The 23584-nt window shown below is 68.1% G+C and carries 22 protein-coding genes; 9 read left to right on the forward strand and 13 right to left on the reverse strand.

The window, feature by feature from the left end; all coding sequences use genetic code 11:
• Positions 1 to 96 precede the first annotated feature (96 nt).
• Positions 97 to 1593: a 30S ribosomal protein S1 gene (gene rpsA, locus HUW46_RS45585; RefSeq protein ID WP_215544844.1), complete on the reverse strand. Its 1497-nt coding sequence runs from the start codon at positions 1591 to 1593 to the stop codon at positions 97 to 99.
• Between the two features lie 276 nt (positions 1594 to 1869).
• Between rpsA and HUW46_RS45590 the strand changes: the two genes are divergently transcribed.
• The 6 genes from HUW46_RS45590 (at position 1870) to HUW46_RS45615 (ending at position 7667) form a co-directional block, all read left to right on the forward strand.
• Positions 1870 to 2718, forward strand: coding sequence for a class I SAM-dependent methyltransferase (locus HUW46_RS45590; protein ID WP_442860895.1), 849 nt, complete (start codon positions 1870 to 1872; stop codon positions 2716 to 2718).
• Positions 2715 to 3629 (forward strand): GNAT family N-acetyltransferase, encoded by a 915-nt coding sequence (locus HUW46_RS45595; RefSeq protein ID WP_215544845.1) that lies wholly within the window; start codon positions 2715 to 2717, stop codon positions 3627 to 3629. Before HUW46_RS45590 ends, HUW46_RS45595 begins: the two co-directional genes overlap by 4 nt.
• Positions 3630 to 3737: 108 nt before the next feature.
• The gene (locus tag HUW46_RS45600) at positions 3738 to 4451 is read left to right on the forward strand and encodes an ATP-binding cassette domain-containing protein (RefSeq protein ID WP_215544846.1); all 714 of its coding nucleotides are present in this window, start codon (positions 3738 to 3740) and stop codon (positions 4449 to 4451) included.
• Complete coding sequence (locus HUW46_RS45605) at positions 4448 to 6340, forward strand: YhgE/Pip domain-containing protein (RefSeq protein ID WP_215544847.1); 1893 nt, start codon at positions 4448 to 4450, stop codon at positions 6338 to 6340. The genes HUW46_RS45600 and HUW46_RS45605 overlap by 4 nt, the downstream gene beginning before the upstream one ends.
• A 100-nt stretch (positions 6341 to 6440) precedes the next feature.
• On the forward strand, positions 6441 to 7025 hold the full coding sequence (locus tag HUW46_RS45610) for a TetR/AcrR family transcriptional regulator (protein WP_215544848.1): 585 nt from the start codon (positions 6441 to 6443) through the stop codon (positions 7023 to 7025).
• Between the two features lie 96 nt (positions 7026 to 7121).
• Positions 7122 to 7667 (forward strand): DUF4383 domain-containing protein, encoded by a 546-nt coding sequence (locus HUW46_RS45615; RefSeq protein WP_215544849.1) that lies wholly within the window; start codon positions 7122 to 7124, stop codon positions 7665 to 7667.
• Between the two features lie 873 nt (positions 7668 to 8540).
• Here HUW46_RS45615 and HUW46_RS45620 read toward each other — a convergent pair.
• Positions 8541 to 9128, reverse strand: a complete 588-nt coding sequence (locus HUW46_RS45620) for a TetR/AcrR family transcriptional regulator (RefSeq protein WP_215544850.1) — start codon at positions 9126 to 9128, stop codon at positions 8541 to 8543.
• Between the two features lie 74 nt (positions 9129 to 9202).
• Positions 9203 to 10066, reverse strand: coding sequence for an oxidoreductase (locus tag HUW46_RS45625; RefSeq protein ID WP_215550506.1), 864 nt, complete (start codon positions 10064 to 10066; stop codon positions 9203 to 9205).
• A gap of 297 nt (positions 10067 to 10363) precedes the next feature.
• Here HUW46_RS45625 and HUW46_RS45630 point away from each other — a divergent pair, with 297 nt between their 5' ends.
• On the forward strand, positions 10364 to 10957 hold the full coding sequence (locus HUW46_RS45630; protein ID WP_215544851.1) for a TetR family transcriptional regulator: 594 nt from the start codon (positions 10364 to 10366) through the stop codon (positions 10955 to 10957).
• A 108-nt stretch (positions 10958 to 11065) separates the two neighbouring features.
• On the opposite strand, the gene HUW46_RS45635 is transcribed toward HUW46_RS45630, so the two are convergent.
• Genes HUW46_RS45635 through polA form a run of 3 tightly spaced genes read right to left on the reverse strand, consistent with a single transcriptional unit; the run spans position 11066 to position 14750 of the window.
• Entirely contained in the window at positions 11066 to 11518 is a 453-nt protein-coding gene (locus HUW46_RS45635) for a VOC family protein (RefSeq protein WP_215544852.1), read from the reverse strand.
• A 38-nt stretch (positions 11519 to 11556) separates the two neighbouring features.
• The gene (locus HUW46_RS45640; protein WP_215550507.1) at positions 11557 to 11946 is read right to left on the reverse strand and encodes a helix-turn-helix domain-containing protein; all 390 of its coding nucleotides are present in this window, start codon (positions 11944 to 11946) and stop codon (positions 11557 to 11559) included.
• 47 nt (positions 11947 to 11993) lie between these two features.
• A complete protein-coding gene (polA, locus tag HUW46_RS45645) occupies positions 11994 to 14750 on the reverse strand; it encodes a DNA polymerase I (RefSeq protein WP_215544853.1) in 2757 nt (918 codons plus the stop codon).
• A gap of 68 nt (positions 14751 to 14818) precedes the next feature.
• Here polA and HUW46_RS45650 point away from each other — a divergent pair, with 68 nt between their 5' ends.
• A complete protein-coding gene (locus tag HUW46_RS45650; RefSeq protein WP_254125593.1) occupies positions 14819 to 15259 on the forward strand; it encodes a PaaI family thioesterase in 441 nt (146 codons plus the stop codon).
• A 212-nt stretch (positions 15260 to 15471) separates the two neighbouring features.
• Positions 15472 to 16638, forward strand: coding sequence for a DDE-type integrase/transposase/recombinase (locus HUW46_RS45655; RefSeq protein WP_254124945.1), 1167 nt, complete (start codon positions 15472 to 15474; stop codon positions 16636 to 16638).
• A gap of 101 nt (positions 16639 to 16739) precedes the next feature.
• On the opposite strand, the gene HUW46_RS45660 is transcribed toward HUW46_RS45655, so the two are convergent.
• The 7 genes from HUW46_RS45660 to HUW46_RS45690 form a co-directional block, all read right to left on the reverse strand.
• Positions 16740 to 17453: an ABC transporter ATP-binding protein gene (locus tag HUW46_RS45660; RefSeq protein ID WP_215544854.1), complete on the reverse strand. Its 714-nt coding sequence runs from the start codon at positions 17451 to 17453 to the stop codon at positions 16740 to 16742.
• On the reverse strand, positions 17440 to 18360 hold the full coding sequence (locus HUW46_RS45665) for an ABC transporter ATP-binding protein (RefSeq protein ID WP_215544855.1): 921 nt from the start codon (positions 18358 to 18360) through the stop codon (positions 17440 to 17442). The genes HUW46_RS45660 and HUW46_RS45665 overlap by 14 nt, the downstream gene beginning before the upstream one ends.
• Positions 18360 to 19493: a branched-chain amino acid ABC transporter permease gene (locus HUW46_RS45670; protein WP_215544856.1), complete on the reverse strand. Its 1134-nt coding sequence runs from the start codon at positions 19491 to 19493 to the stop codon at positions 18360 to 18362. Before HUW46_RS45670 ends, HUW46_RS45665 begins: the two co-directional genes overlap by 1 nt.
• On the reverse strand, positions 19490 to 20488 hold the full coding sequence (locus tag HUW46_RS45675; protein WP_215550509.1) for a branched-chain amino acid ABC transporter permease: 999 nt from the start codon (positions 20486 to 20488) through the stop codon (positions 19490 to 19492). The genes HUW46_RS45670 and HUW46_RS45675 overlap by 4 nt, the downstream gene beginning before the upstream one ends.
• Positions 20489 to 20585: 97 nt before the next feature.
• Positions 20586 to 21764: a branched-chain amino acid ABC transporter substrate-binding protein gene (locus HUW46_RS45680; RefSeq protein WP_215550510.1), complete on the reverse strand. Its 1179-nt coding sequence runs from the start codon at positions 21762 to 21764 to the stop codon at positions 20586 to 20588.
• Positions 21765 to 22040: 276 nt separating this feature from the next.
• The gene (locus tag HUW46_RS45685) at positions 22041 to 22658 is read right to left on the reverse strand and encodes an ANTAR domain-containing response regulator (protein WP_215544857.1); all 618 of its coding nucleotides are present in this window, start codon (positions 22656 to 22658) and stop codon (positions 22041 to 22043) included.
• A 477-nt stretch (positions 22659 to 23135) separates the two neighbouring features.
• Complete coding sequence (locus HUW46_RS45690; protein ID WP_215544858.1) at positions 23136 to 23486, reverse strand: hypothetical protein; 351 nt, start codon at positions 23484 to 23486, stop codon at positions 23136 to 23138.
• Between the last annotated feature and the right edge of the window lie 98 nt (positions 23487 to 23584).

Below are 23584 nucleotides of genomic sequence, written 5' to 3' on the forward strand. Positions count from 1 at the left end.
CGGCATGGATCTCCCTTACCCCGCAAGCAAAGGAAGGCCCCGGCTCGATGAGCCGGGGCCTTCCTTTGCTTAGCGCGTCAAGCGAGTCTCAGCGACTCACGCACCGCCGGAGAGCTTCTCCCGCAGCGCGGCGAGCTGCTCGTCGCTGGCGAGCGTGCCGCCGCCACCCTTCGGCGCGTTGTCGGCCGGGGCGGAGGTGTAGCTCTGCTCGCCACCGTCGACACCGGTCGCGGCGTCGGCGGCCGCGGCCGCGTCGGCCTCGGCGGCCTTCTGGACCTGCTTCATGTGGGCCTCGTAACGGGTGTGCGCCTCGGCGTACTGGCGCTCCCACTCCTCACGCTGCTTGTCGAAGCCTTCCTGCCACTCCTGGGTGTCCGGGTCGAAACCTTCGGGGTAGATGTAGTTGCCCTCGGTGTCGTACTCGGCGGCCATGCCGTACTGGGTGGGGTCGAACTCGGTCTCCGGCGTGACGCCCTCGTTCGCCTGCTTCAGCGACAGCGAGATGCGGCGACGCTCGAGGTCGATGTCGATGACCTTGACCATGACGTCCCCGTTGACCTGGACGACCTGCTCCGGGATCTCGACGTGGCGCTCGGCCAGCTCGGAGATGTGCACCAGGCCCTCGATGCCCTCCTCGACGCGGACGAACGCGCCGAACGGGACGAGCTTGGTGACCTTGCCCGGCACGATCTGGCCGATCGCGTGGGTGCGGGCGAACTGGCGCCACGGGTCTTCCTGGGTCGCCTTCAGCGACAGGGACACGCGCTCGCGGTCCATGTCCACGTCGAGGACCTCGACCGTGACCTCCTGGCCGACCTCGACGACCTCGGACGGGTGGTCGATGTGCTTCCAGGACAGCTCCGAGACGTGCACCAGGCCGTCGACGCCACCGAGGTCCACGAAGGCACCGAAGTTGACGATCGAGGACACGACGCCCTTGCGGACCTGGCCCTTGGCGAGCGCGTTGAGGAACTCGCTGCGCACCTCGGACTGGGTCTGCTCCAGGTAGGCACGGCGGGACAGGACCACGTTGTTGCGGTTCTTGTCCAGCTCGATGATCTTCGCCTCGAGCTCACGGCCGACGTAGGGCTGCAGGTCGCGCACGCGGCGCATCTCGACCAGCGACGCGGGCAGGAAGCCGCGCAGGCCGATGTCCAGGATGAGGCCGCCCTTGACGACCTCGATGACGGTGCCCTTGACGGGCTCGTCCTTCTCCTTGAGCTCCTCGATCGTGCCCCAGGCGCGCTCGTACTGCGCGCGCTTCTTGGACAGGATCAGACGGCCTTCCTTGTCCTCCTTCTGGAGAACGAGGGCTTCGACCTCATCGCCGACGGTGACAACCTCAGCCGGGTCGACATCGTGCTTGATGGACAGCTCACGCGAGGGGATGACGCCCTCGGTCTTGTACCCGATGTCGAGCAGCACTTCGTCGCGATCGACCTTGACGATGGTGCCTTCGACGATGTCGCCATCGTTGAAGTACTTGATCGTCTTGTCGATGGCGGCGAGGAAGTCTTCCTCCGACCCGATGTCGTTCACGGCGACTTGCTGCGGGGTGGTCGCAGTCGGGGCGGTGGCGGTGTCGATGGTCATTAGGCGGGTTGCTCCGGTATGGATTGGGAATAGTAGGTGTGCGGTTCGCGTGCGCACCGGGCCCATACGACGACCGAAGAGTGAAAGCAAACGTCCTCGAGAACGAGCGCGAACACCACCGCCGACGGTGCGCAACCCGTGTCCCAGCCATGCTGTCTGCCCGAGGGGGTAGCGCGAACCCACTGCGCTAGAGATATCCTACGCGGCTGCCCTCTCCCGGCACAAACAGGGTCCGCCCGGCAAATCCGGCAAGCACCGTAGGCCAGGATATCCGGCGTGCACCCCGAAGACCGCCACGAACGAGCGCAGGACGAACTCGGCACCGCCGAGGTCGGTTACCGCCCCGTCGACGAGGGCGAAGCGACGGCGGCGAACCTCGCGTGGTGGGACGCCGACGCCGACGACTACCAGGCAGAACACGGCGCGTTCCTCGGCGACGCGGACTTCGTCTGGTGCCCGGAGGGCCTGCGCGAGGCCGACGCCGGGTTCCTCGGCGACGTGGCGGGAAAACGGGTGCTGGAGGTCGGCTGCGGGCAGGCCGCCTGCGCGCGCTGGCTCGCCGGGGCGGGCGCGCGCGCCGTGGGGCTCGATCTTTCCGGCGGCATGCTCCGCCACGCCCGCGAAGGGAACGAGCGGACCGGCACCGAGGTCCCGCTGGTGCAGGCGAGCGCCGAGCACCTCCCCTTCGCCGACGGCGCCTTCGACGCGGCCTGCTCGGCGTTCGGCGCGGTCCCGTTCGCCACCTCGATCGCCACCGTGTTCGCCGAAGTGCGCCGCGTGCTGGCGCCGGGCGCGCCGTGGGTGTTCGCGGTGACGCACCCGATGCGCTGGATCTTCCCCGACGACCCCGGCCCGCTCGGCTTGACCGCGACGCAGCCGTACTTCGACCGCACGCCCTACGTCGAGGTCGACGAGGACGGCACGGCGACCTACGTCGAATACCACCGCACGCTCGGCGACTACGTCCGCGCGCTCGACGGGGCCGGGTTCCGGCTCACCGATCTCGTCGAACCCGAATGGCCCGACGGCCACACCCGCGTCTGGGGGCAGTGGAGTCCCTTGCGCGGCAAGCTCTTCCCCGGCACCGCGATCTTCCGATGTCAGCACAGTGAGCGCACGAGGTGACCGTCTCCCCCGCGCTGCTCGCCGCGCAGCGGGACCACTTCGCGCGGCTCGACCCGCTGCTCCCCGCCGCGGCCGGCGCCTCGCGCGGCGACGAGCTGCGCGCGGCGACGGCCGCCGGTGACGAGGTCGCCGGGATCCTGCACCGCTACGACCACCAGCCCGGTTCGCCCGATCTCGTGTGGTCGGCCGCGACCGCGTGGCACCTGTTCCCGTTCGTCGGCGGCACCGGGCTCGCCGGGATGGACGCCCTGCTCACCGCGTGGGCGTCCCGCATGGCGACCGAGGATTCCGGCGAGGATTCCGCGTGCGTCGTGGCCTGGCCGAGCCGGGACGCCGAAGCCGCGCGCGCGTTCCTCGACCACGGGATGACCCCGTTGACGGTGCTCGCGATCCGGGAGTCCGACGCGGGCGAGGACGTGCCGAGGACCGGGATCCGGCGGGCGCGCGGCGAAGACTTCGAGCAGGTGCTGGCGATCACCGCGGCCGCGACCGTCTACACCGGACTCACCGGCAGCCGCTACCGCGAGGACACGAGCGCGCTCGTCGCGCCGGGGCTGCGCGCGACACTGGACAGCGGGTCCGCCTACGTGGCCGAGCGGGACGGAGCGATCGCGGGTGTCGCGGACTGCCAGTGGGTGCACTCGCTCGCCGGCTCCCCCGCGGGCGAGCTGCTGCCCCCTGGCAAATGGGCCTACGTCAACGCCGTTTCGACGGTGGCGCGGCTGCGCGGGCGCGGGATCGGGCGTGCGATCATGGCGACCGCGCACGACGACTTCCTCGCCGCGGGCGCGCGCGGCTCGTACCTCTACTACAACCCGCCGAACCCCCTAGCACCGGTCTTCTGGCACCGGCAGGGCTATCGTCCACTGTGGACCTACTGGGAAACGAGGCCGGCCGCGGCGCTGCGGTGAGCCGCTCCGTCGGTCACTCTGGAGGGTGACATCACACCGGTTCGGCTTGCCGGGCTCTCCTTCGAGGGCTACTTTTTGAACTGACCAGTCAGTCTAAAAGGAGCCATTGTGCAGGTACGAGCCGACAAGGTGTCCGTGGAAGGGCCGCACGGAACCCTCCTTCCACCGACCTCGCTGACCGTCGCGGAAGGCGAGTTCGCCGTCCTGCACGGCGATCCCGGCGTCGGCATCACCGCATTCGGGCTCGCGCTCGCCGGCCGGGTCAAACCCGCCACGGGCACCGTCACCGTCGATCACGCGACCGCCGCCGACAGCGCGGCGAAACTGCGGGACGCCGTCGCCGTGGTCGACGCGCCGGACGTCAGCGAGCCCGACGACGCGCTCGCCCTTCGCGTCGTCGTCGGGGAAGAGCTCGCGCTCGCGCACCGGCCCGCCGGTAAGGACGCCGTGCTGCGCTGGCTCACCGAGCACGACCTCGCCGGGCAGGCGAACGTGCGGTTCGAAAACCTCGCGCCCGAGGTCCGCACCCGGCTGCTGACGAACCTCGCGGCCGAGCGCCGCGGGGTGCGCATGCTCGTGCTCGACCGGCCCGACCGGCACACGAGCGATGTCGAGGGCTGGTGGATGCTCGCGCAGGAGCACGCCGAACGCGGGCTCGCCGTCGTCGTGCTGACCGCGACCGTCCCGGTCGGCGCGCTGCCCTCGACCCCGGCACTGACCGGCGCGGACCAGCAACCACCGCCACAGCGATGCGCGCCGGCGGACGCGCCGGGCGCCACCGCGATCATCGAAGACGACGACACCACGAGGGCCGAAGCGTGAGCAGCATCCGGATCGCACTCAACGAACTGCGCAGGCTCAGCGCGGGCACGCTGCCGAAGCTCGCGCTCGCCGCGCTCGTCCTCGTCCCGCTGCTGTACGCGTCGCTGTACCTGTACTCGAACTACGACCCGTACTCGCGGCTGGACAAGCTGCCCGCCGCCGTGGTCACCAGCGACTCCGGTTCGACCGAGGGCAACACGAACCGCAACGTCGGCCGCGAAGTCACCGACGAACTCGTCAAGTCCGGCACCTTCCAGTGGCACGAGGTCTCGGCCGACGAAGCCCGCGAAGGCGTGCGGAACAACAAGTACTCCTTCGCCATCGGCATCCCGGAGAACTTCTCCCAGGCGCTGCTCTCCAGCGGGAAGCTCCAGCCGCAGCAGGCGACCATCACGCTCACCACCAACGACGCCAACAACTACCTGTCCGGCACGATCGCGGACAAGGTCGCCGAGCAGGTGCGCACCACGATCGCGGAGAAGGTGGGCAGCGAGGCCGCGGACCGGTTCCTGGTCGGGTTCTCCACCATCTACGGCAAGATCTCCGAAGCGGGCGCCGGTGCGACGAAGCTCGCCGACGGCGCCGAGAAGCTGCGCGGCGGGCAGCAGCAGCTCGCCGACGGCGCGCAGCAGCTCGCGACCGGCGGCGTCCAGCTCTCGACCGGGCTCACCACGTTGCGGCAGAGCACCACCGAACTGCCCTCGAAGTCGAAACAGCTCGCCGACGGCGCCGCGCAGGTGGCCGCGGGCAACGCGAAGGTGGCCGAGGTCGGCCAGCTCCTCGCGACCGGGTCCATCGACCTGCAGAACGACCTGAACGCCGCCAACGACCGGATCGCGCAGAAACTCCGGGAGAAGGGGCTTTCCGAGCCGCAGGTGCAGGACGTGCTGAGCGTGCTGAAGCAGGCGCGCGCGCCCGTCGACTCGGCCAACACGAAGATCCAGGGCGCGAACCAGCAGCTCGCCACGCTCGCGGACGGCTCGCGCAAGGTGTCCGACGGCGCCAGCCAGCTCGCCGGTTCGGCGCCCGCGCTGGCCGGCGGGATCGCGAAGGCTTCCGACGGCGCGAACCAGCTCAACGACGGTGCCGCGAAGCTGAACGAGGGTGAGAAGACCGCGCTGACCGGGACCACCGATCTCGCGAACGGGGCGAACCAGCTCCGCGACGGATTGAACGAGGGGCTCAAGCAGATCCCGAACCCGGACGACCCGACGCGCGCCGCCACCGCGAACACCATCGCGAACCCGGTGTCGGTGAACTCCGTCGGCGTCGCGTCGGCGGGGACCTACGGCGCGGGCCTCGCCCCGTTCTTCATCTCGCTCGCCACCTGGATCGGCGCGTTCGTGCTGTTCCTGTTGCTGCGCCCGCTGTCGACGCGCGCGCTCACCGCGGGCGCGTCACCGTTGCGGGTCGCGCTCGGCGGCTGGCTTTCCTCGGCGCTGCTGGGCATCGCGCAGGTGATCGTGCTCTTCGGCGCGGTGGTGTGGCTCGTCGGCATCCACGTGGCGCATCCGCTCGGCGCGATCGGGTTCGCGATACTCGTGTCGTTGTCGTTCACCGCGATCATCCACGCCCTCAACGCGTTGTTCGGCGCTGTCGGGAAGTTCCTCGGCTTGGTGCTGCTGGTGCTGCAGCTGGTGAGCGCGGGTGGCACGTTCCCGTGGCAGACCATTCCGGACGCGCTGTATCCGCTGCACATGGTGCTGCCGATGGGGTATGCGATCGACGGGTTCCGACACCTGCTCTACACCGGCGCGGATCTCCAGATCCTGGGCGACATCGGGGTGCTGGCGGCTTATCTGGTCGGCGGGCTCGTGGTGTCGACGCTGGCCGCGCACAAACGTCGCGTTTGGACGGTGTCGAAGCTGAAGCCGGAGCTGAGCCTGTGAGCGGCGACGACCGAAGGGAGGAGTCGCTCCCAAAGACACAGTGCGCCCGTGCCTCATGGGTGTTGTCCCGCACCGAGGCACGAGGGAAGGGACAACACCCATGAGCGCGAGAGGCGATGCTACGAAGCAGAAGTTGTTCGACGCCACGTTGAAACTGGCCACGAGCCGCGGTCTCGTCGGGATCACCGTGGACGAGATCGCGGCGACCGCGGGCGTGGCGAAGGGCACCGTCTACTACAACTTCGCCAGCAAGGACGCGCTCGTCGACGCGCTGCTGCGCTACGGCGTCGGCCAGCTCGCGGACCGGCTGCGCGCCGCGGGCGAGGGCAAGGAATCGATGGCGGCACTGGAGTCGCAAGTGGACAGTGCGCTCGAGTTCATCGCGGAGTACCCGGGGTTTTCGCAGATACTGGTGAGCGAGATGTGGCGCACGCCGGGCCAGTGGCACGAAACGCTGACACTGCTGCGCGAAGAGATCATCTCGATCGTGAAGGACACGTTGCAGCGCATCGCGGACGAGCGAGGGCTGCCCGAGACGATCAAGATCCCGACCGCGGCGGCGGGCCTGTTCGGCACGATGCTCGTGGTGGCGCTCGACTGGCGGGTGTTCCAGCCGCACCGGAGCAAGGCCGACGTCCGGGATTCGGTGCTGCTGCTCGTGCGGGGCATGGCCGAATCCGGCTGATCCGGACGTTTCGGCACCGCGCGCACGGGGAACCTCCCTTCGTGACACCCGCCACACCGGTGGCGGGTCTGGACGCCTCGCGAAGGGGTGGCGGACATGGCACACGTGGAAGGCGCTCGCGTCCGGGTGGCCGGATTCCAGCCCGCACAGCTGCTCGCGGCCCTGCTCGGGCTCGCGCTGCTGGCGGCGGGGATCGTCGGCTCGGTGAAGACCGGGTTCGGGAACTTCGCCGGACACCACGACACGACCCTGCTCGGCTTCATGATCAACCCGTTCCACAACGTGGTGCACATCGTGACCGGCGCACTCGGCCTGCTGATGGTTTTCGGGTCTGGGCTTGCCCGTACCTACGGCTGGCTGATGTTCGCGGTGTACGGCGTCGCGTGCGTGTGGGGCCTGATGATCACCGGCGTGGTGTCGGTGAACCCGGTGTCCGGCCTCGGCAACCCGCTCGACCTGAGCCGCTCGGACACCTGGCTGCACCTCGGCCTGGCGGTGGTCGGCCTGGTGATCGCCGTGCTACCCGCGCGCAAGGCGATCCGGCTGCCGGAAAGCAAACCGGTCGAACCAGCCGGGGAGGCGACCGACGCTCCGGCCACGGGCGCGAAGCGGCGCCACGTCTGGCACGGCCGCACTTCCTGAGCAGCGGCCGTTCGGATGCCCGAGGGTGACCTTCGGGCATCCAGCGCCGCGGATTCCGCCGTCGCTCCCGGAAGGCAGGCGGGCTCGATGCCCCGAGAGACGCTCCTATAGAGGTCGAGTAGGGCCGCGAGTGCCGCCGAAGGCTCCTCTCGGGGCGCTGGGCGTCACGATCTCGCCCCTCGAACCACGCTCTCGCCACCCGCACGACCCCACAGCAAGCCTTCGGGTGCCCCGAAAGTGACCTTCGGGGAATCCAGCGCCCCGAACGTCACAGTGATGATGATGTGTGTGGGCAGGCGTGTCGCGGCGGCCGGGCGTGCGAGGGGTGGATGTGCGGCGTTGAGCGCCCCGAAGGCCACCTTCGGGGCATGCGCAGCCCTGCCCGCACGTGAGCGAGGGCCGAGACAGTGGCGCCAGGGTCCCCGAAGGTGGCCTTCGGGGACCAACGGAGAACCTCCGCCGCCGATCACCGCGCCACGCACCCGACATCACTGCGACCTTCGGGGCATGTAGGTCCCCAAAGGCCACCCTCGGGGAACTGAGCGCCTCGAACTCGCCCCTCGTATGATCGCCAGATTCCCAGCACCTGCCCCGAAAGTGACGTTAGGGGCATCTGGGTCCCCGAACGTCACTTTCGGGGCATGGGTTCGCGCGAATTCACCTCAAAGGCTTGGCCGGTGCACGAATGCATCGCCGGTTCTCGATACACGTAAGCGCGTAGCCACGATTTATGCGCGCGTACGTATTTCTCGCGGGTCTCGTGCTGGCTAGCCTGCCTACAACGCCAGGCGGCAGATTTCCCTTCCAGTACAACGAAAGGAGAAGCCCATGCGCGCCCACGACTTCTGATCCACGCCGGGACTGGGGCGTCGTTCACCCGAAATCGGCGCCCCAGCCCCGTGACAGCAGGTCGAAGGTCGCGTCCAGCGCTCGTTTCGGATCCTTCTGCTCCCCGGCGAACCGGCGCGACTCCAGCGCGAAATGCGCGAGGCTCGTCGCCGCGATGTCGCCGGAAGGTTTTCCCGCCGCTTCGGCGATCGCGTCGGCGAGCGCGGCTTCGTGCCGCATCCACATCCGGTGCGCGTACTCCCGGAGCACCGGCGTGCTGCTGATCAACTCCAGGAAAGCGCGCAGTTCCTTGCCTTCCCGGCCCGCGACGCTGCGTCCTCCCTGCATGAACTCGCGCAAGGCTTCGAGCACGGACGTTCCCGCTGGCCGCTCCCGCACCGCGGCGACGAGCGCGGCTTCGTGCGCGCTGTCCTCGTCGAAGACCATCGCTTCCTTGCCGGTGAAGTGCTTGAACAGCGTGGTCACGGCGACGTCCGCGGAGTCGGCGATCTCCTTGACGCTCACCTGGTCGTACCCGCGCTCCAGGAACAGCTTCAGCGCCGCGTCGGAGATGGCTTTCCGGGTCTGGGCCTTCTTGCGCTCACGGCGCCCGAGTTCTGGTTGCGCGTCCACCGGCCGACCATACCCGATCGCGAACCCAGTGCGAAAACGTAGCGATTACATTTGTGTAGCGCGAACGGGGCGGGTCAGCCGCCGATCGCGTTCAGCTCGGCGAGCGCGTCGTCCGGCAGGACCAGGTCCGCGGCGGCCACGTTTTCCTTCAGGTGCGCCACCGAGGACGTGCCGGGGATGACGGCCATCGTCGGCGAGCGCCGGAGCAGCCACGCCAGCGCGACCTGCTGTGGCGACGCGCCGATCCGCTTCGCCACCGCGTCGAGCGTGTCGTGCTGCAACGGGGTGAAACCGCCAAGCGGGAAGAACGGCGCGAACGCGATTCCCTCGCGCGCACACCGGTCGACCAGCTCGTCGTCGGTGCGGTCGGCCACGTTGTACTGGTTCTGCACGGTGACGACCGGCGCGATCGCCTGGGCCTCGGTCAGCTGCGCCGCGGACACGTCGCTGACGCCGAGGTGGCGGATCAACCCCTGCTCGCGCAGTTCCGCGAGCACGCCGAACTGCTCGGCGATGGAATCGTCGCGTGTGGACTCCGTCGACCGCCGCAGGTTGACGACGTCGAGCGCGTCCACCCCGAGGTGGTCCAGGTTCGCGTGCACCTGCGCCCGCAGTTCCTCCGGCGAGACCGCGGGAATCCACGAAGCGTCGTCGCCGCGGCGCGCGCCGACCTTGGTCACGATGCGCAGCCCTTCGGGATACGGGTGCAACGCCTCGCGGATGACCTCGTTCACCGTGAACGGGCCGTAGAAATCGCTCGTGTCGATGTGCGTGACGCCGAGCTCGACGACCGTCCGCAGCACGGCGAGCGCCTCGTCGCGGTCCTTCGGCGGCCCGAAGACGCCCGGCCCTGCCAGTTGCATCGCGCCGAAGCCCATCCGGCTGACCGAAAGATCGGCGGCGAGCTTCAGCTCACCGCCGGGAATGGAGGTGGTCAAGGTGGTTCCTTTCGTCAGCGGGTGACCGGCGGGGCGCACGGTGCCGGAGAGGCGGTTCGCCGCGTCGCCGCACAGGAAAGCCGTCAGCGGCACCAGATCCTCCGGCTGGCCGATCCGGCCGCCAGGATAGTTCGCGGCGACGCGGTCGAGGTGCTCTTTCCCGACGATCTCGCGCCTTCCTGTCCATGTGTCCTTCCGAGGACTTTACATCTCCAACGTTGGAGTTGGTAATTGCGACTCTAGCCCGCCACTCGGACAACCGCAACGTTGTGGTTGGAGCGCGGTTAGGCTGGGCGCATGGCATGGGACACCGAGGGCACGCGGCGACGGCTCAAGGAAGCGGCGACCGCCGAGTTCGCCTCGCGCGGGCCGGACGGGACCACGATGGCCCGCATCGCCGAACGGGCCGGGATCAACAAGGAGCGGCTGTACAAGTACTTCGGCGACAAGCGGGCGCTGTTCGAAACGGTGCTCACCGACGAGCTGGCCAAGCTGGCGTCGGCGGTGCCCCCGCCAGCCGGCTCCTTCGCGGACATCGGCGAATTCGCCGGGCAGACCTTCGACTACCACGCGAACCACCCCGAACTGGCCCGCCTGTTGCAATGGGAAGGGCTGGCGAGCGGCGCGCCGGTCGACGAAGCGAGCCGGACCGCCCACTACCAGGACAAGGTGCGCGCCATCGCGGCCGCCCAGCGCGACGGCGTGCTCGACGACGACCTCGATCCCGCGCAGCTGGTGTTCACCCTGATCGGGCTGGCCGCGTGGTGGTTCTCGGTGCCCCAGATCGCGAAGATGCTCACCGGTTCCGACGTCGAAGACGACTACGCGCGCCGCCGCGCGTGCGTGGTGCGCGCCGCGCAGCGGCTCGCACTACCACCCGGCAAGCTCTGACGCCCCGCGATCCGGCGCGCCCGTTCAACGCCCCGAAAGTGACCTTCAGGGCGTCCAAGTCCCCGAAAGTCACTTTCGGGGTGAGAGAAAGCGAGCGCCTTCTCCCCGTTATTCCGCGGGACCCGACGCCCATTCCTTGTCCGGATCGAACTCGGTGCGTTCGGTCAGGCTGAACCAGTTCCCCGAATCGTCGCGGAACAGGGCCTCGATGCCGTAGGGCCGCTCGGCGGGTGCCTGGAGGAAAGTCACCCCGCGGGCGGAAAGGACCTCGTAGGTCTTCCGGCAGTCCGCGGTCTCCCACGCGCCCGCGCCCAGCGCGCCCTTCGCCACCAGTTCGCGCAGCGCCCGCTCCGTTTCCGGGTCGTGCTGCGGTGGGCCCGGTTCCATCAGGATGATCTCCACGCCGGGCTGCTCGGGAGGGCTCACGGTGAGCCAGCGGAATCCGCCCTCCCCCATGGTCATGTCGTTGCGCAGCGCGAAACCCAGTTTGTCCACATAGAACTCCTTCGCGGAGTCCTGGCTGAGCACGAAAACGCACGAATGCGAGAGCTTGGTGATCACCGGTTCCGGTCCCTTCTTCGATCGGTACACCGGTCACGCTAATCGCCTCGGCGCTCCCCCGGCTTATCCGAATGTGCGGGATCGGGCACCGGTCGGGTGTTCATCATCAGGTAGCAGCCGGGGATCGCCGGGACACCGGTGCGCCGGAACGCCTTCCGGTACTCCGTGGGCGAACGGCCGGTCAGCTCGGTGAACCGCCTGCTGAAGGTACCGAGGCTGGTGAACCCGACCAGCAGGCAGATCTCGGTGACCGTCAGGTTCACCGCGCGCAGCAGGTCCTGCGCGCGCTCGATCCGCCGCCGCGTCAGGTACGCCTTCGGGCTTTCCCCGTAAGCCGCCGAGAACTCGTGCATGAAGTGGTAGCGCGAGCACCCGGCGACCGCGGCGAGCTGGTCGACGTCGAGCGGTTCCGCGTAGTGCGCGTCCATCCGGTCCTTCGCGCGGCGAAGGTACGCGACCGGCGGGACGCCCACGATCAGTGCGCCGCCTCGTTCCAGGACCGGCCGACGCCGACCGACACCTCGAGCGGGACCGCCAGGCGGTAAGCCGAGCCCATGCCCTCGCGCACCAGCGCTTCGACGGCGTCGCGCTCGCCCTCGCAGACCTCCAGCACCAGTTCGTCGTGCACCTGCAGCAGCAGCCTGCTCTTCAGGTCCGACTCGCTCAGCGCCTTGTGCACATTCAGCATCGCGACCTTGATGATGTCCGCCGCGCTGCCCTGGATCGGGGCGTTGAGCGCCATCCGCTCGGCCATCTCGCGGCGCTGGCGGTTGTCGCTGTTGAGATCGGGCAGGTAGCGGCGACGGCCGAAGATCGTCTCGGTGTAACCCACCTTCGAGGCCTCGACGACCACGGACTGCAGGTAGTCCCGCACGCCGCCGAACCGCGCGAAGTAGGCCTCCATCTGCTCCTTGGCCTCTTCGGTGGAAATCCGCAGCTGCTGTGCGAGACCGTAGGCCGACAGCCCGTAGGCCAGGCCGTACGACATCGCCTTCACGCGGTAGCGCAGCTCCGGGGTGACTTCCTGGGCGGGCAGCGCGAACGCCTTCGACGCCACGAAGGTGTGCAGGTCCTCGCCGGTGTTGAAGGCCTCGATCAGCCCCTCGTCCCCGGACAGGTGCGCCATGATGCGCATCTCGATCTGGCTGTAGTCCGCGGTCATCAGCTCGGCGTACCCGTCGCCGACCACGAACGCGTCCCTGATCCGCCTGCCCTCCTCGGTGCGGACCGGGATGTTCTGCAGGTTCGGGTCCACAGAGGACAGTCGTCCGGTGGCCGCGATGGTCTGGTGCAGCGTGGTGTGGATCCGGCCGTCGTCCGCGATCGCCTTGATCAGTCCCTCCACAGTGGACCTCAGGCGGCTCGCGTCCCGGTGCGCGAGCAGGTGCTGCAGGAACGGGTGCTCGGTCTTCTCGAACAGGCCCTGCAGCGCGTCGGCGTCGGTGGTGTACCCGGTCTTGGTGCGCTTGGTCTTCGGCATGTCCAGCTCGTCGAACAGCACGACCTGCAGCTGCTTCGGCGAACCGAGGTTGATCTGCTTTCCGATCACGGCGTACGCGTCGTCGGCCGCCTTGCGGACCCCGCTCGCGTAGTGCGACTCCAGCTCGGTGAGCTGGTCGACGTCGACCGCGATCCCGGCCGCCTCGACGTCGGTGATCACCTCGAGCAGCGGCAGCTCGATCTCGTTGAGCAGCTTCACGCCGCCGATGCCGTCCAGCTCACCGGCCAACGCCTCGGCCAGCTCCGCGACCGCGCGCGCCCGCACCAGCTCGGCCTGCACCACCTTCTGGTCCACCCCGCCGTCGGCCTCCGCGCCGTCACTGTCCAGAAGGGACAGCTGGCCGTCGTCGGCGTCGGCCTCCGAGCGCAGCTCCCGCTGCAGGTACCGGAGCACGAGGTCGTCCAGTTCGAACGAGCGCTGACCTGGCCGGACCAGGTACGCGGCGAGCGCGGTGTCCATGGTCAGCCCGCCGAACCGCCAGCCCCTGGCCAGCACCGCGTGCAGCGCGACCTTCAGCGAGTGCCCGACCTTCGGGATGCCCGAGTCGGCGAACCAGGCGGCCAGCGCCTTCTCGTCGGACTCGTCCATCGAGGCGACCTCGACGTAGGCGCCTTCACCGTCCGCCGTCGCGAACGAAACCGCTTCGACATCGGCGGTGACGGAGGCTCCGGTGGTGCGGAACGACAGGCCGACCGGCTTGCCCGTGGGCGAGTGCTTCGCCAGCCACGCTTCCAGCTGCCCCGTCGCCAGTGCCTCACCCGAGATGTCGAAGCCCTCGTCCGCCTCCGGCTCCGCGCTGGACAGCGTCGCGAACAGCCTGTCCCGCAGGACGCGGAACTCCAGTTCGTCGAAGAGGCGGTGCACCGCGTCGCGATCCCACGGCTTCAGCTCGAGGTCGCCGGGGATCGCCTCCAGCGGCACGTCCCGCACGAGCTCGGTGAGCTGGCGGTTGAGCATCACCGCGTCGAGGTGGGCGCGCAGCGCGTCGCCGACCTTGCCCTTGACCTCGTCGACCCGGTCGATCAGGTCGCCGAGGGAGCCGAACTGCTTGATCCACTTCGCCGCCGTCTTCTCCCCCACGCCGGGGATACCGGGCAGGTTGTCCGACGGGTCGCCGCGCAGGGCCGCGAAATCGGGGTACTGCGCCGGCGTGAGGTTGTACTTGTCCTCCACCGCCGCCGGGTCGAACCGGACGAGCTCCGACACGCCCTTCTTCGGGTACAGCACGGTGACCTGCTCGTTCACCAGCTGCAGCGCGTCGCGGTCGCCGGTGCAGATGAGCACCGAGTAGTCCTCGGCGATCGCCTGCGTGGTGAGCGTGGCGATGATGTCGTCCGCCTCGTAGTTCTCCTTGGTCAGCGCCGGGATGCCGAGCACGCTCAGCACCTCCTGCACGAGCGCGACCTGGCCCTTGAAATCGTCCGGCGTCGCCGAGCGGGTGGCCTTGTACTCGGCGAACGTCTCGGAGCGGAACGTCTTGCGGGACAGGTCGAACGCGACCGCGAGATGCGTGGGCTGCTCGTCGCGCAGCAGGTTGATGAGCATCGAGGTGAACCCGAACACCGCGTTCGTGACCTGGCCCGTGGACGTGCGGAACCGGTCCGCGGGTACGGCGAAGAAGGCGCGGTAGGCCATCGAGTGACCGTCGATGAGCAACAGGCGTGGTCGCTCCGCGGTCCCTGTCGCGCTGGCTGTGGTGTTCGCTACTGAAGTGTTCTCGGCGGGGCTCACGGGGGCGAGTCTAGGGTGATGCACCGACACTCTTTCGTGCGTGTCACCTCAGCGGAGAGGAGCAGGACTTGACCGAGGAGCTGACCGAGGAGGTCCGCGCCCAGTTCGCGGGCATCGACCCGGCGGTCGCCGACCAGCAGCTGAACGCGAAACTCGGCATGGAGCTGGTGGAAGTGACCCCCGAACGGGTCGTCGGCACGATCCCGGTCGAGGGCAACCTCCAGCCGTACGGCCTGCTGCACGGCGGCGCGAACGCCGTGCTCGCCGAGGCGCTGGGCTCGATGGTCGCCGCGCTCAACGCGGGCGAGGGCCGGGTCGCGATGGGGCTCGAACTCTCGTGCACCCACCACCGCGCCGTCCGCGAAGGCATCGTGACCGGGGTGGCCACCCCGCTGCACGTGGGCCGCGGCACCGTGACCGTGGACATCGCCCTGCACGACGAGCAGGACCGGCGGACTTGCACCGCCCGCCTCACCTGCGTGGTGCGGGACCGCCCGCCGGGCGCCTGACGCTCGTTCGCGCGTCTCCTGGGCCCTTCCCGCGAAGTCGCGCCGAAATGCCCTGAAGGCCACCTTGACGGCATTGAGTGCCGTGTTCAGTATCAGCTGTTTTGACACAGTTTGTGTATCGCAGCATGTGACACACCCGGGTCGGGTGATGTTGCATGATCTGCCGCCTGACCGGCGTTGTGGTGAGGGCCATGACGCGGAATGGGACGATCATGCGATTCGTGGACGCGATGCTGACGGCTGAAGTGCCGGTTGAGAACGTGTCGGCGTGGTGCCGGGAGCATGGTGTCGATAGGCGGACGTTCTATCGGCACCGTGCCCGGATCCAGGCCGAGGGGCAGTGGCGGCGGCGGTCGACCCGGCCCAAGACCGTGCGGCATGCTACGGCGGAGCCGGTCGTGGCTGTCGTGCTGCGGCTGCGGAAGGAGCTGAAACCGGACAACGGGGCGGACCCGATCCGCGATCGGCTTCTGGAGTTGGCCGCCGAGCGGGACTGGGCCGGACGGGGCTGGCCTGTCCCGTCGCGGGCCACGATCAACCGGATCCTGTCCCGGCACGGGCTGGCCGAGTCCAACCCCCGTAAGCGGCCCCGGTCCTCCTACCGTCGGTTCAGCTATGCCCGGCCGCGGGACTGCTACCAGATCGACGCCACCGAGGTCATCCTCGCCGGCGGGGCCACGGTGGTGGTGTTCGAGGTCCTCGACGACTGCACGCGCATGCTGGTGGCCAATCACGCCGCCGAGGCCGAAACCTCCCGTGCCGCGATCACCGCGATCACCGCGGCCATCACCGACCATGGTGCGCCCGCGATCGTGTTGTCCGACAACGGATCCGCGTTCACCTCACGCGGCCGCCACCCCAACGCCGGGCCATCGGCGTTCGCCCGCACCGTCACCGGCCACGGCTGCAGGCTGATCCATTCCAGCCCCTACCACCCGCAGACCTGCGGCAAGGTCGAACGCCACCACCAGACCTTCAAACGCTGGCTGGATCACCAACCCATCCAACCCGCGACCCTGACCGAACTCCGCACCCTGCTCGAGGTCTACCGCGAGCACTACAACCACCGCCGCCACAGCGCCCTTGGCCGGCAAACCCCCACCCATGCCTGGACCACCAGCGACAGCCACGGCGGACCCCAGCACCTGCCCGTCCAGGACGACGCCACCGTGCACCGCCTCAAAGTCAGCACCACCGGCACGGTCAACCTCGGCAAACACGCCCGGCTACGGATCGGCACCGCCCACGCCGGACACACCATCACCATCATCCGTGACAGCGACCGGGCCACCGCCTACACCAGCGACGGCGACCCGATCGGCCACATCCACCTCGACCACACCAAGACCTACCAAGGCCAACTCACCCCAGCCGCCTAACCTCTGTCACAACAACCGAGACAAACCTGCGGCAGAACTACCGAGACACGACACGGCATTGAGTGCCGTCAAGGTGGCCTTCAGGGGAACGAAAAGCGGGGTCAGCCGACGCCCAGGTAGGCCTCCTTGATGCTGTCGTCGGCGAGCAGTTCCTTGCCGGAGCCGGAGCGGGTGATCGATCCGGTTTCCAGCACGTACGCCCGGTGCGCCCGCGAAAGCGCCTGCTGGGCGTTCTGCTCGACGAGCAGCACCGTGGTCCCCTGCTGGTTGATCTCGGTGATGATGCGGAAGATCTGCTGGATGAACTGCGGGGCCAGCCCCATCGACGGTTCGTCCAGCAGCAGCAGCTTCGGCTTCGCCATCAGCGCGCGCCCGATCGCGAGCATCTGCTGCTCGCCACCGGAGAGCGTGCCGCCGGTCTGCGACTTGCGCTCACGCAGCCGGGGGAAGAGCTCGAACACGCGCTCCATCTCCTCCCCCAGCGTCTTGCGGTCCTTCCTCGCGTAGGCGCCCATGTCGAGGTTTTCCAGGATCGTCATACCGGGGAAGATCCCGCGCCCCTCCGGGGCCTGTGAGATCCCGCGGACCACGCGCAAATCGGCGCGCAGCTTCGAGATGTCCTCCCCGTTGAACGTGATCGTGCCCGCCGAAAGCGGCCTGATCCCGGAGATCGCCCGCATGGTGGTCGACTTCCCGGCGCCGTTCGCCCCGATGAGGGTGACGATCTCGCCCTCTTCGACCTTGATGGACAGGTCCGAAACGGCCTTGATCCGTCCATAGTGGACGGATACGCCGGACAGCTCAAGCAACGTCATCGTCGGGCACTCCCAGGTAAGCGGCGATCACAGCGGGGTTCTCCCTGATCTCGGCCGGCAGTCCTTCCGCGATCTTCTTGCCGAACTCCAGCACCACGATGCGGTCGGTCACGCCCATGACGAGTTTCATGTCGTGCTCGATCAGCAGGACGGTGTAGCCGTCGTCGCGGATCTTCCGGATCAACCCCATGAGCTCTTCCTTCTCCTGGGGGTTGAACCCGGCGGCGGGTTCGTCGAGGCACAGCAGTTTCGGCTCGGTGGCCAGCGCCCGCGCGATTTCGAGGCGCCGCTGATAACCGTACGGCAGGTTCCTCGCCTTGTCCGCCGCGCGATCGGCGATGCCGACGAACTCCAGCAGCGCCATCGACCGGTCCACCGCGTCCCGCTCCTCGCGGCGGTGCCGCGTCGAGCGCACCAGCGCGCCGAGCACACCGGTCTTGTGCCTGGCGTCGGTGCCGACCACCACGTTCTCCAGCGCGGTCATCTCGCCGAAGAGCCGGATGTTCTGGAACGTCCTGGCGATCCCGAGCTGGGTGATGCCGTGCTTCGACACCTTGCCCAGCGCGTCGCCCTCCAGCCGCACCTGCCCCGACGACGGCCGGTAGACCCCGGTCATCGCGTTGAAGCAGGTCGTCTTCCCGGCACCGTTGGGCCCGATCAGCCCGAGGATCTCGCCTCGCCGGATCGTGAACGAGATGCCGTCGAGCGCCACGAGCCCGCCGAAGCGCACGGTGACGTCGTCGACCTCGAGCAGTGTCTGGCCGATCTCTGCCTGGATTTCGCGATCCGGCGCGACCGCTTCGGCGACCTCGGCCTGGTGCTCGGCGAACTCCGCCTCGGTCATCTGCGCCACTTCGGCGACGAGCCCGCCTTCGGCCGGCACGTCCGGGTTGTCCGTCCCCGCCATCAGTGACTCCTCTCCGGCTCGTCGGTGACCATCGCGCCGTCACTGCTGATCTGCTCACCCTTGCCCAGCAGCCGTTGGTAGGCCTGTCTGCCGTAGGTGAGCAGCCGCTGGCGCGCGCCGAGCAGGCCGCCCGGCCGGAAGATCATCAGGATGATCAGCGCGAGGCCGAAGATCAGGTATTTGTATTCGGCGATCACCAGGAACCGCAGCGGCACGTAGGCCACCACGATCGCACCGACCAGCACCCCGACCTTGTTGCCGGAACCGCCGAGGATCACCGCGGCCAGGAACAGCATGGAGGTGACCACGTCGAACTTCTGGTTGTTCACGAACCCGAGCTGACCGGCGTACAGCGCACCCGAAAGCCCGCCGATCGCCGCGCCGCCCGCGAACGCCCAGATCTTGAACTTGAACGTCGGCACGCCCATGATCTCGGCCGCGTCCTCGTCGTCGCGGATCGCGACCCACGCCCTGCCGACCCTCGACCGTTCCAGGTTCCCGACCAGGAACAGGATGAGAATGATCAGCGTGACGCACAGCCAGTACCACGGAATCCCGTTGGTGTTGTTGAACAACGGGGTGCCGTCGGCGTTCGTGCCAGGCGGGTGGCCGACCTGCTGGAAACCGCGGTTGCCGCGCAGCGGGTCGATGTTGTCCGCGAGGAGCCGGACGATCTCGCCGAAGCCCAGCGTCACGATCGCCAGGTAGTCGCCTCTCAGCCTCAGCGTCGGCGTGCCGAGGATGACCCCGAAGATCATCGTGACCACCATCGCGATCGGCAGCACGACCAGGAACGGCAGCTTCGACAGGCTCGAATCGGGGCTCGTGAACAACGCCGCGACGTAGGCGCCGATCGCGAAGAACCCGATGTAGCCGAGGTCGAGCAGACCCGCCTGGCCGACGACGACGTTGAGCCCGATGGCGACCAGCGCGTAGCGCGCGACCTCGAACATCGCGATCGGGAAGTCGTAACCCGGTTCGGTGCTCAGGATCGGCGGGTTCAGCACCGGCAGCAGGTAGACCAGCGCGGCCAGCGGGATGAGCACACCCCACTGCTGCACGCGGCTGAGATTGTTCCACCATTCCCCGAGGGAACGGCGCTTGCCAACGGCCGTTTTCGTGCCCTCAGTCATACCCGTGCCTTTCCGAGCGATTCCCCGAGAATTCCGGTCGGGCGGAACATCAGGATCAGGACCAGCAGGACGAACGCGACCACGTCGCGCCAGTTACCGCCGAAGAACGCCTGTCCGTAGTTCTCCACGAGCCCGAGCAGGATTCCGCCGAGAAGGGCCCCTCGCAGGTTGCCGATCCCACCGAGCACCGCCGCGGTGAACGCCTTGATCCCGAGGATGAAACCGCCCTGGTAGGACGCGCCCTGCGGATTCTTGATCATGTAGAAGAACGCCGCGGCGCCGGCCAGCAGCCCGCCGATCAGGAAGGTCAGGATGATGATGCGTTCCTTGTTGACACCCATCAGCGTCGCGGTGTCCGGGTCCTGCGCGACCGCGCGGATACCGCGGCCGAACTTGGTCCGGTTCACGAAGATGTCGGCGAAGACCATCAGCACGACCGAGGCGATGATGATGATCAGCGTGACGTTCGTGATGTCCGCGCCGAAAATCGTGAACTGCGCTTCCGGCTTCAACAGGCGGATGCTGCGCTCGGCGTTACCGCCCCTGGTCAGGAACAGGATCTGCTGGAGCACGAACGAAGCGCCGATCGCGGTGATCAGGAACGCCAGCCTCGGCGCCCCGCGTTTCCGAAGTGGACGGTAGGCGACTCTCTCCAGCACCACCGCCGTGCCACCGGAAACCAGCATCGACACGACCAGTGCCAGCAGCAGGAAACCGACCAGTTCGAAAACCGGGAGCTCGGGAGTGGAGCCGGGCCGGAAACCGAGCCCGTAGAAGGTGAACCAGGTGGCGTACGCGCCGTAGATGAAGACTTCGGAATGGGCGAAGTTGATGAGCTTCAGTACGCCGTAAACCAGCGTGTAGCCCAGCGCGACCAAGGCGTAGATGCTGCCCTGCGACAGGCCGTCGACGGTGTTCTGCCAGAACTGGTCGAGAAAGGCCCCTGGATCGAACTTGATGTCGGCGAGGACATGGGTCGTCAACTCGTGGTGTATGAGCACACTCGTTCTCCGTATGGGTCCGGGGTGCGCGGACGGCGGGATCGAGCCACCGCCCGCGCACCCCGGTTACAAGAGCTGAAAAGGGAACGGACTACTTGATTTCGGTGTTGCGGACGATCTTCCCGCCCTCAACCTTGTAGGTCCACACGGTGGTCTTGGCGAGCTCGCCCTTGTCATCCCACTTGAAATGCTTGGTCAGACCCTGGCCGTCGTAGTTCTTGACGAAGTCGAGCAGCCCGGCGCGGTCCTTCTTGCCCGCGTCGATGCCCTTGAGCAGAATCGTCGCGAGGTCGTAGCCCTCGGGCGAATAGGTGCCGGGGTCCTTGCCGGTGGCCGCCTTGTACGCGGTGGTGAAGTCGGTGAACTGGTCCGCCGGAACGCACGGGCAGGTGAAGTACGCCTTGGCGGCGGCGTCACCGGCACCCTTGACGAACTCGTCGTCCTTCACACCGTCCGGGCCGACGAACTTGGCGTCGACGCCCGCGTCGGAGAGCTGCTGCGCGAAGGGAGCGGCTTCCTGGTAGTAGCCGGAGTAGAAGACGGCCTGCGGCGCCTTGCTCTTGATGTCGTTGACGACCGCGGCGAAGTCGATCTGCTTCGTCTTCACCGTCTGCTGGCAGGTGGCCTTCTCGCCGAGCGCCTTGGTGATCGCGTCGGCGAGACCGGTGCCGTACTCGGAGTCGTCGCGCACGACGCAGACCTTGTCCGCCTTCAGTTCCTGCGTGATGAACTGCGCGGCGGCGGGGCCCTGGCTGTTGTCGTTTCCGAGGCCCCGGAAGAAGGTCTTCCAGCCGTTCTGGCTCAGCGAGGGGTTGGTCGCCGACGGCGTGAGGGACACCAAGCCCGCGCTGTTGAAGATGTTGCCCGCGGCCTTCGACTCACCGGAGAACGGGAGGCCGACCACGCCGATGATGGACTTGGTGTTCGCGAGCTGGGTGACGATGCCCGGCGCCTTGTCCGGGGTGCCCTCGGTCTCGAACTTCTCGAGCTTGACCTGGCAGCCGGGGTTCGCCTGGTTGTGTTCCTTCACCGCGAGGTCGACGCCGTTGAGGATGTTCACGCCGAGCGCCGCGTTGTTTCCGTTGATGGTGCCCGCGTAAGCGATCGAGGTGGGATCGCACTTGGCTTTGCCGTCGCCCGCCGGTTTGGCGGCGTCGGCTGCCTGGGCCGGGGCTGCCGCCTGCGACTGCGGCGGGTTGTCCCCACCGGAACCGCCTTCGGTCCGCGCTGAACACGCGCCGAGGGCGACCGCGCCCACCGCCGCCAGCACGATGACCCGTGAGAGTCGTGCCTTCTGCACTCGTTCCTCCAAATGCCAACTAGCCGCTGGTGGGCGGCAGTCCCCGCGACAGGGACCTGATCTGGTCGCTGAACGTAGCCGCCCGACGGGGCGTTGCACAGCGTCAGTCAAGGTCTTGTATCCACATCGTGACGGGGGCCACGAGGGTTTACCTATGATTCACGCCCATTAGTGTGAATGCAATGGAGGAATGGGCAACAACGAGTGATCAAACAGTCCGACCCGTAGCAGCGTAACTACGGAAAGTCAGCGAGTGCCGATGTTCTCGACGACCGCCTCGGCGACGGCCTTCATCGTGGTGCGGCGGTCCATCGCGGTGCGCTGGATCCAGCGGAACGCGTCCGGCTCGCTCAGCCCCTGCTCGCTCATCAGCAGGCCCTTCGCCCTGTCGATGACCTTGCGGGTCTCGAGCCGGTCGGTGAGCCCGGCGACCTCGGACTCCAGCGCCTGCAGCTCGGCGAACCTGCTCACCGCGAGCTCGATCGCCGGCACCAGGTCCCGCTTCGCGAAGGGCTTCACCAGGTAGGCCATGGTGCCCGCGTCACGCGCGCGCTCCACGAGGTCGCGCTGGCTGAACGCGGTCAGGATGACGACCGGCGCGATCCGGTCACCGGTGATCTTCGAGGCCGCCTCGATACCGTCGAGCTTGGGCATCTTGACGTCGAGGATGACGAGGTCCGGCTTCAGCTCCGCGGCGAGCGAGATGGCTTCCTCGCCATCGCCCGCTTCGCCGACCACCGAGTAGCCCTCTTCGCGCAGCATCTCGACGAGGTCGAGGCGGATCAGTGCTTCGTCTTCGGCAACGAGCACCCGACGCTGCGGCGTGGCGACGGTCTCGCCGGCCTCGGCAGCCTGTTCGGTCACCGGGGTCCTCCTGCGTGGCTCGGTGTGTGGTCAACGGGTCTGGACGCGGCGGGCCGCGAACCAAAAGCCTACCGGGAACGATCCAGTCCGACAGATGGCGTTCACCACGTCGGGCGCATCTCACTCCCGGCACGGAACCACGACCGATGAGCCGGACACGCTTTGCTGGTCGGCGTGCCGACCAGGCGGCCCCGATGCCTTCGGTGGTACCGCGAGGTCAAGCCTGGTGCCCCCGGTGCGACTCGAACGCACACTGGACGGATTTTGAGGGGATTCACCGAACTGCGCCTGACCTGCACCAAGATCCAGAGTGTACGCGGTGAGACCGCAAATAGACCGCACCGAGGTAGCCGCGCGGTCCTGGTCACGCCTCGTCGGCATCAGTGATCTCGGCGCGGTCCATGGTTCGGCTCGCGACTCCGGACGGACGCGAGCCCAGAAGGTATCGACGACGCGGTTGGCTCCTTTCGGCCGTGTTCAGGGTCGGAGCCGGTCTTGCTGCGGGTCGTAGCACACCAGGCTGTGCTGTGCCGCCAGCTCCGCGACGTGGTTAGCGACCTCTTCGAGTCGATCGTCGCTGTGTCTGATGTTGACGGTCAGGATCGGGCCGTTGGTGTCGCCCGTACCTCCGGTAGCCCACGGGGATTCGGCATCGTGGTCGAGATCGCCCCACCGCCGTACGAGTGCCTCGGTGAACCGTGTGATCGCGGCGGTCCCCGAGACGGGGTCGCCTTCAAGGTAGCGCTCGGCGAGGTCGGCGAACACTTCGCAGGCTTCATCGTCGCTGTCCGGCCGCGGGCCTTCCCAGACAACCAGGTCATAGCTCATGGACGAACCATGTCATCATCGACCGACATTTCGTGGTGCGAACTTAGGTCGTGACGTGAGGTTCGCCCGATCATTCGGACTCAATGTTCATGATCGGT

Source organism: Amycolatopsis sp. CA-230715 (genome assembly GCF_018736145.1).
GTDB lineage: Bacteria > Actinomycetota > Actinomycetes > Mycobacteriales > Pseudonocardiaceae > Amycolatopsis.

Excerpts from the sequence above, each read along its gene's own strand:
- HUW46_RS45655 (WP_254124945.1), top strand. The coding sequence starts at position 15,472 with ATGCGATTCGTGGACGCGATGCTGACGGCTGAAGTGCCGGTTGAGAAC.
- HUW46_RS45615 (WP_215544849.1), top strand. The coding sequence starts at position 7,122 with ATGGCACACGTGGAAGGCGCTCGCGTCCGGGTGGCCGGATTCCAGCCC.
- HUW46_RS45690 (WP_215544858.1), bottom strand. The coding sequence starts at position 23,486 with ATGAGCTATGACCTGGTTGTCTGGGAAGGCCCGCGGCCGGACAGCGAC.
- HUW46_RS45670 (WP_215544856.1), bottom strand. The coding sequence starts at position 19,493 with ATGACTGAGGGCACGAAAACGGCCGTTGGCAAGCGCCGTTCCCTCGGG.
- HUW46_RS45660 (WP_215544854.1), bottom strand. The coding sequence starts at position 17,453 with ATGACGTTGCTTGAGCTGTCCGGCGTATCCGTCCACTATGGACGGATC.
- HUW46_RS45610 (WP_215544848.1), top strand. The coding sequence starts at position 6,441 with ATGAGCGCGAGAGGCGATGCTACGAAGCAGAAGTTGTTCGACGCCACG.
- rpsA (WP_215544844.1), bottom strand. The coding sequence starts at position 1,593 with ATGACCATCGACACCGCCACCGCCCCGACTGCGACCACCCCGCAGCAA.
- HUW46_RS45640 (WP_215550507.1), bottom strand. The coding sequence starts at position 11,946 with ATGGACGCGCACTACGCGGAACCGCTCGACGTCGACCAGCTCGCCGCG.
- HUW46_RS45630 (WP_215544851.1), top strand. The coding sequence starts at position 10,364 with ATGGCATGGGACACCGAGGGCACGCGGCGACGGCTCAAGGAAGCGGCG.
- HUW46_RS45665 (WP_215544855.1), bottom strand. The coding sequence starts at position 18,360 with ATGGCGGGGACGGACAACCCGGACGTGCCGGCCGAAGGCGGGCTCGTC.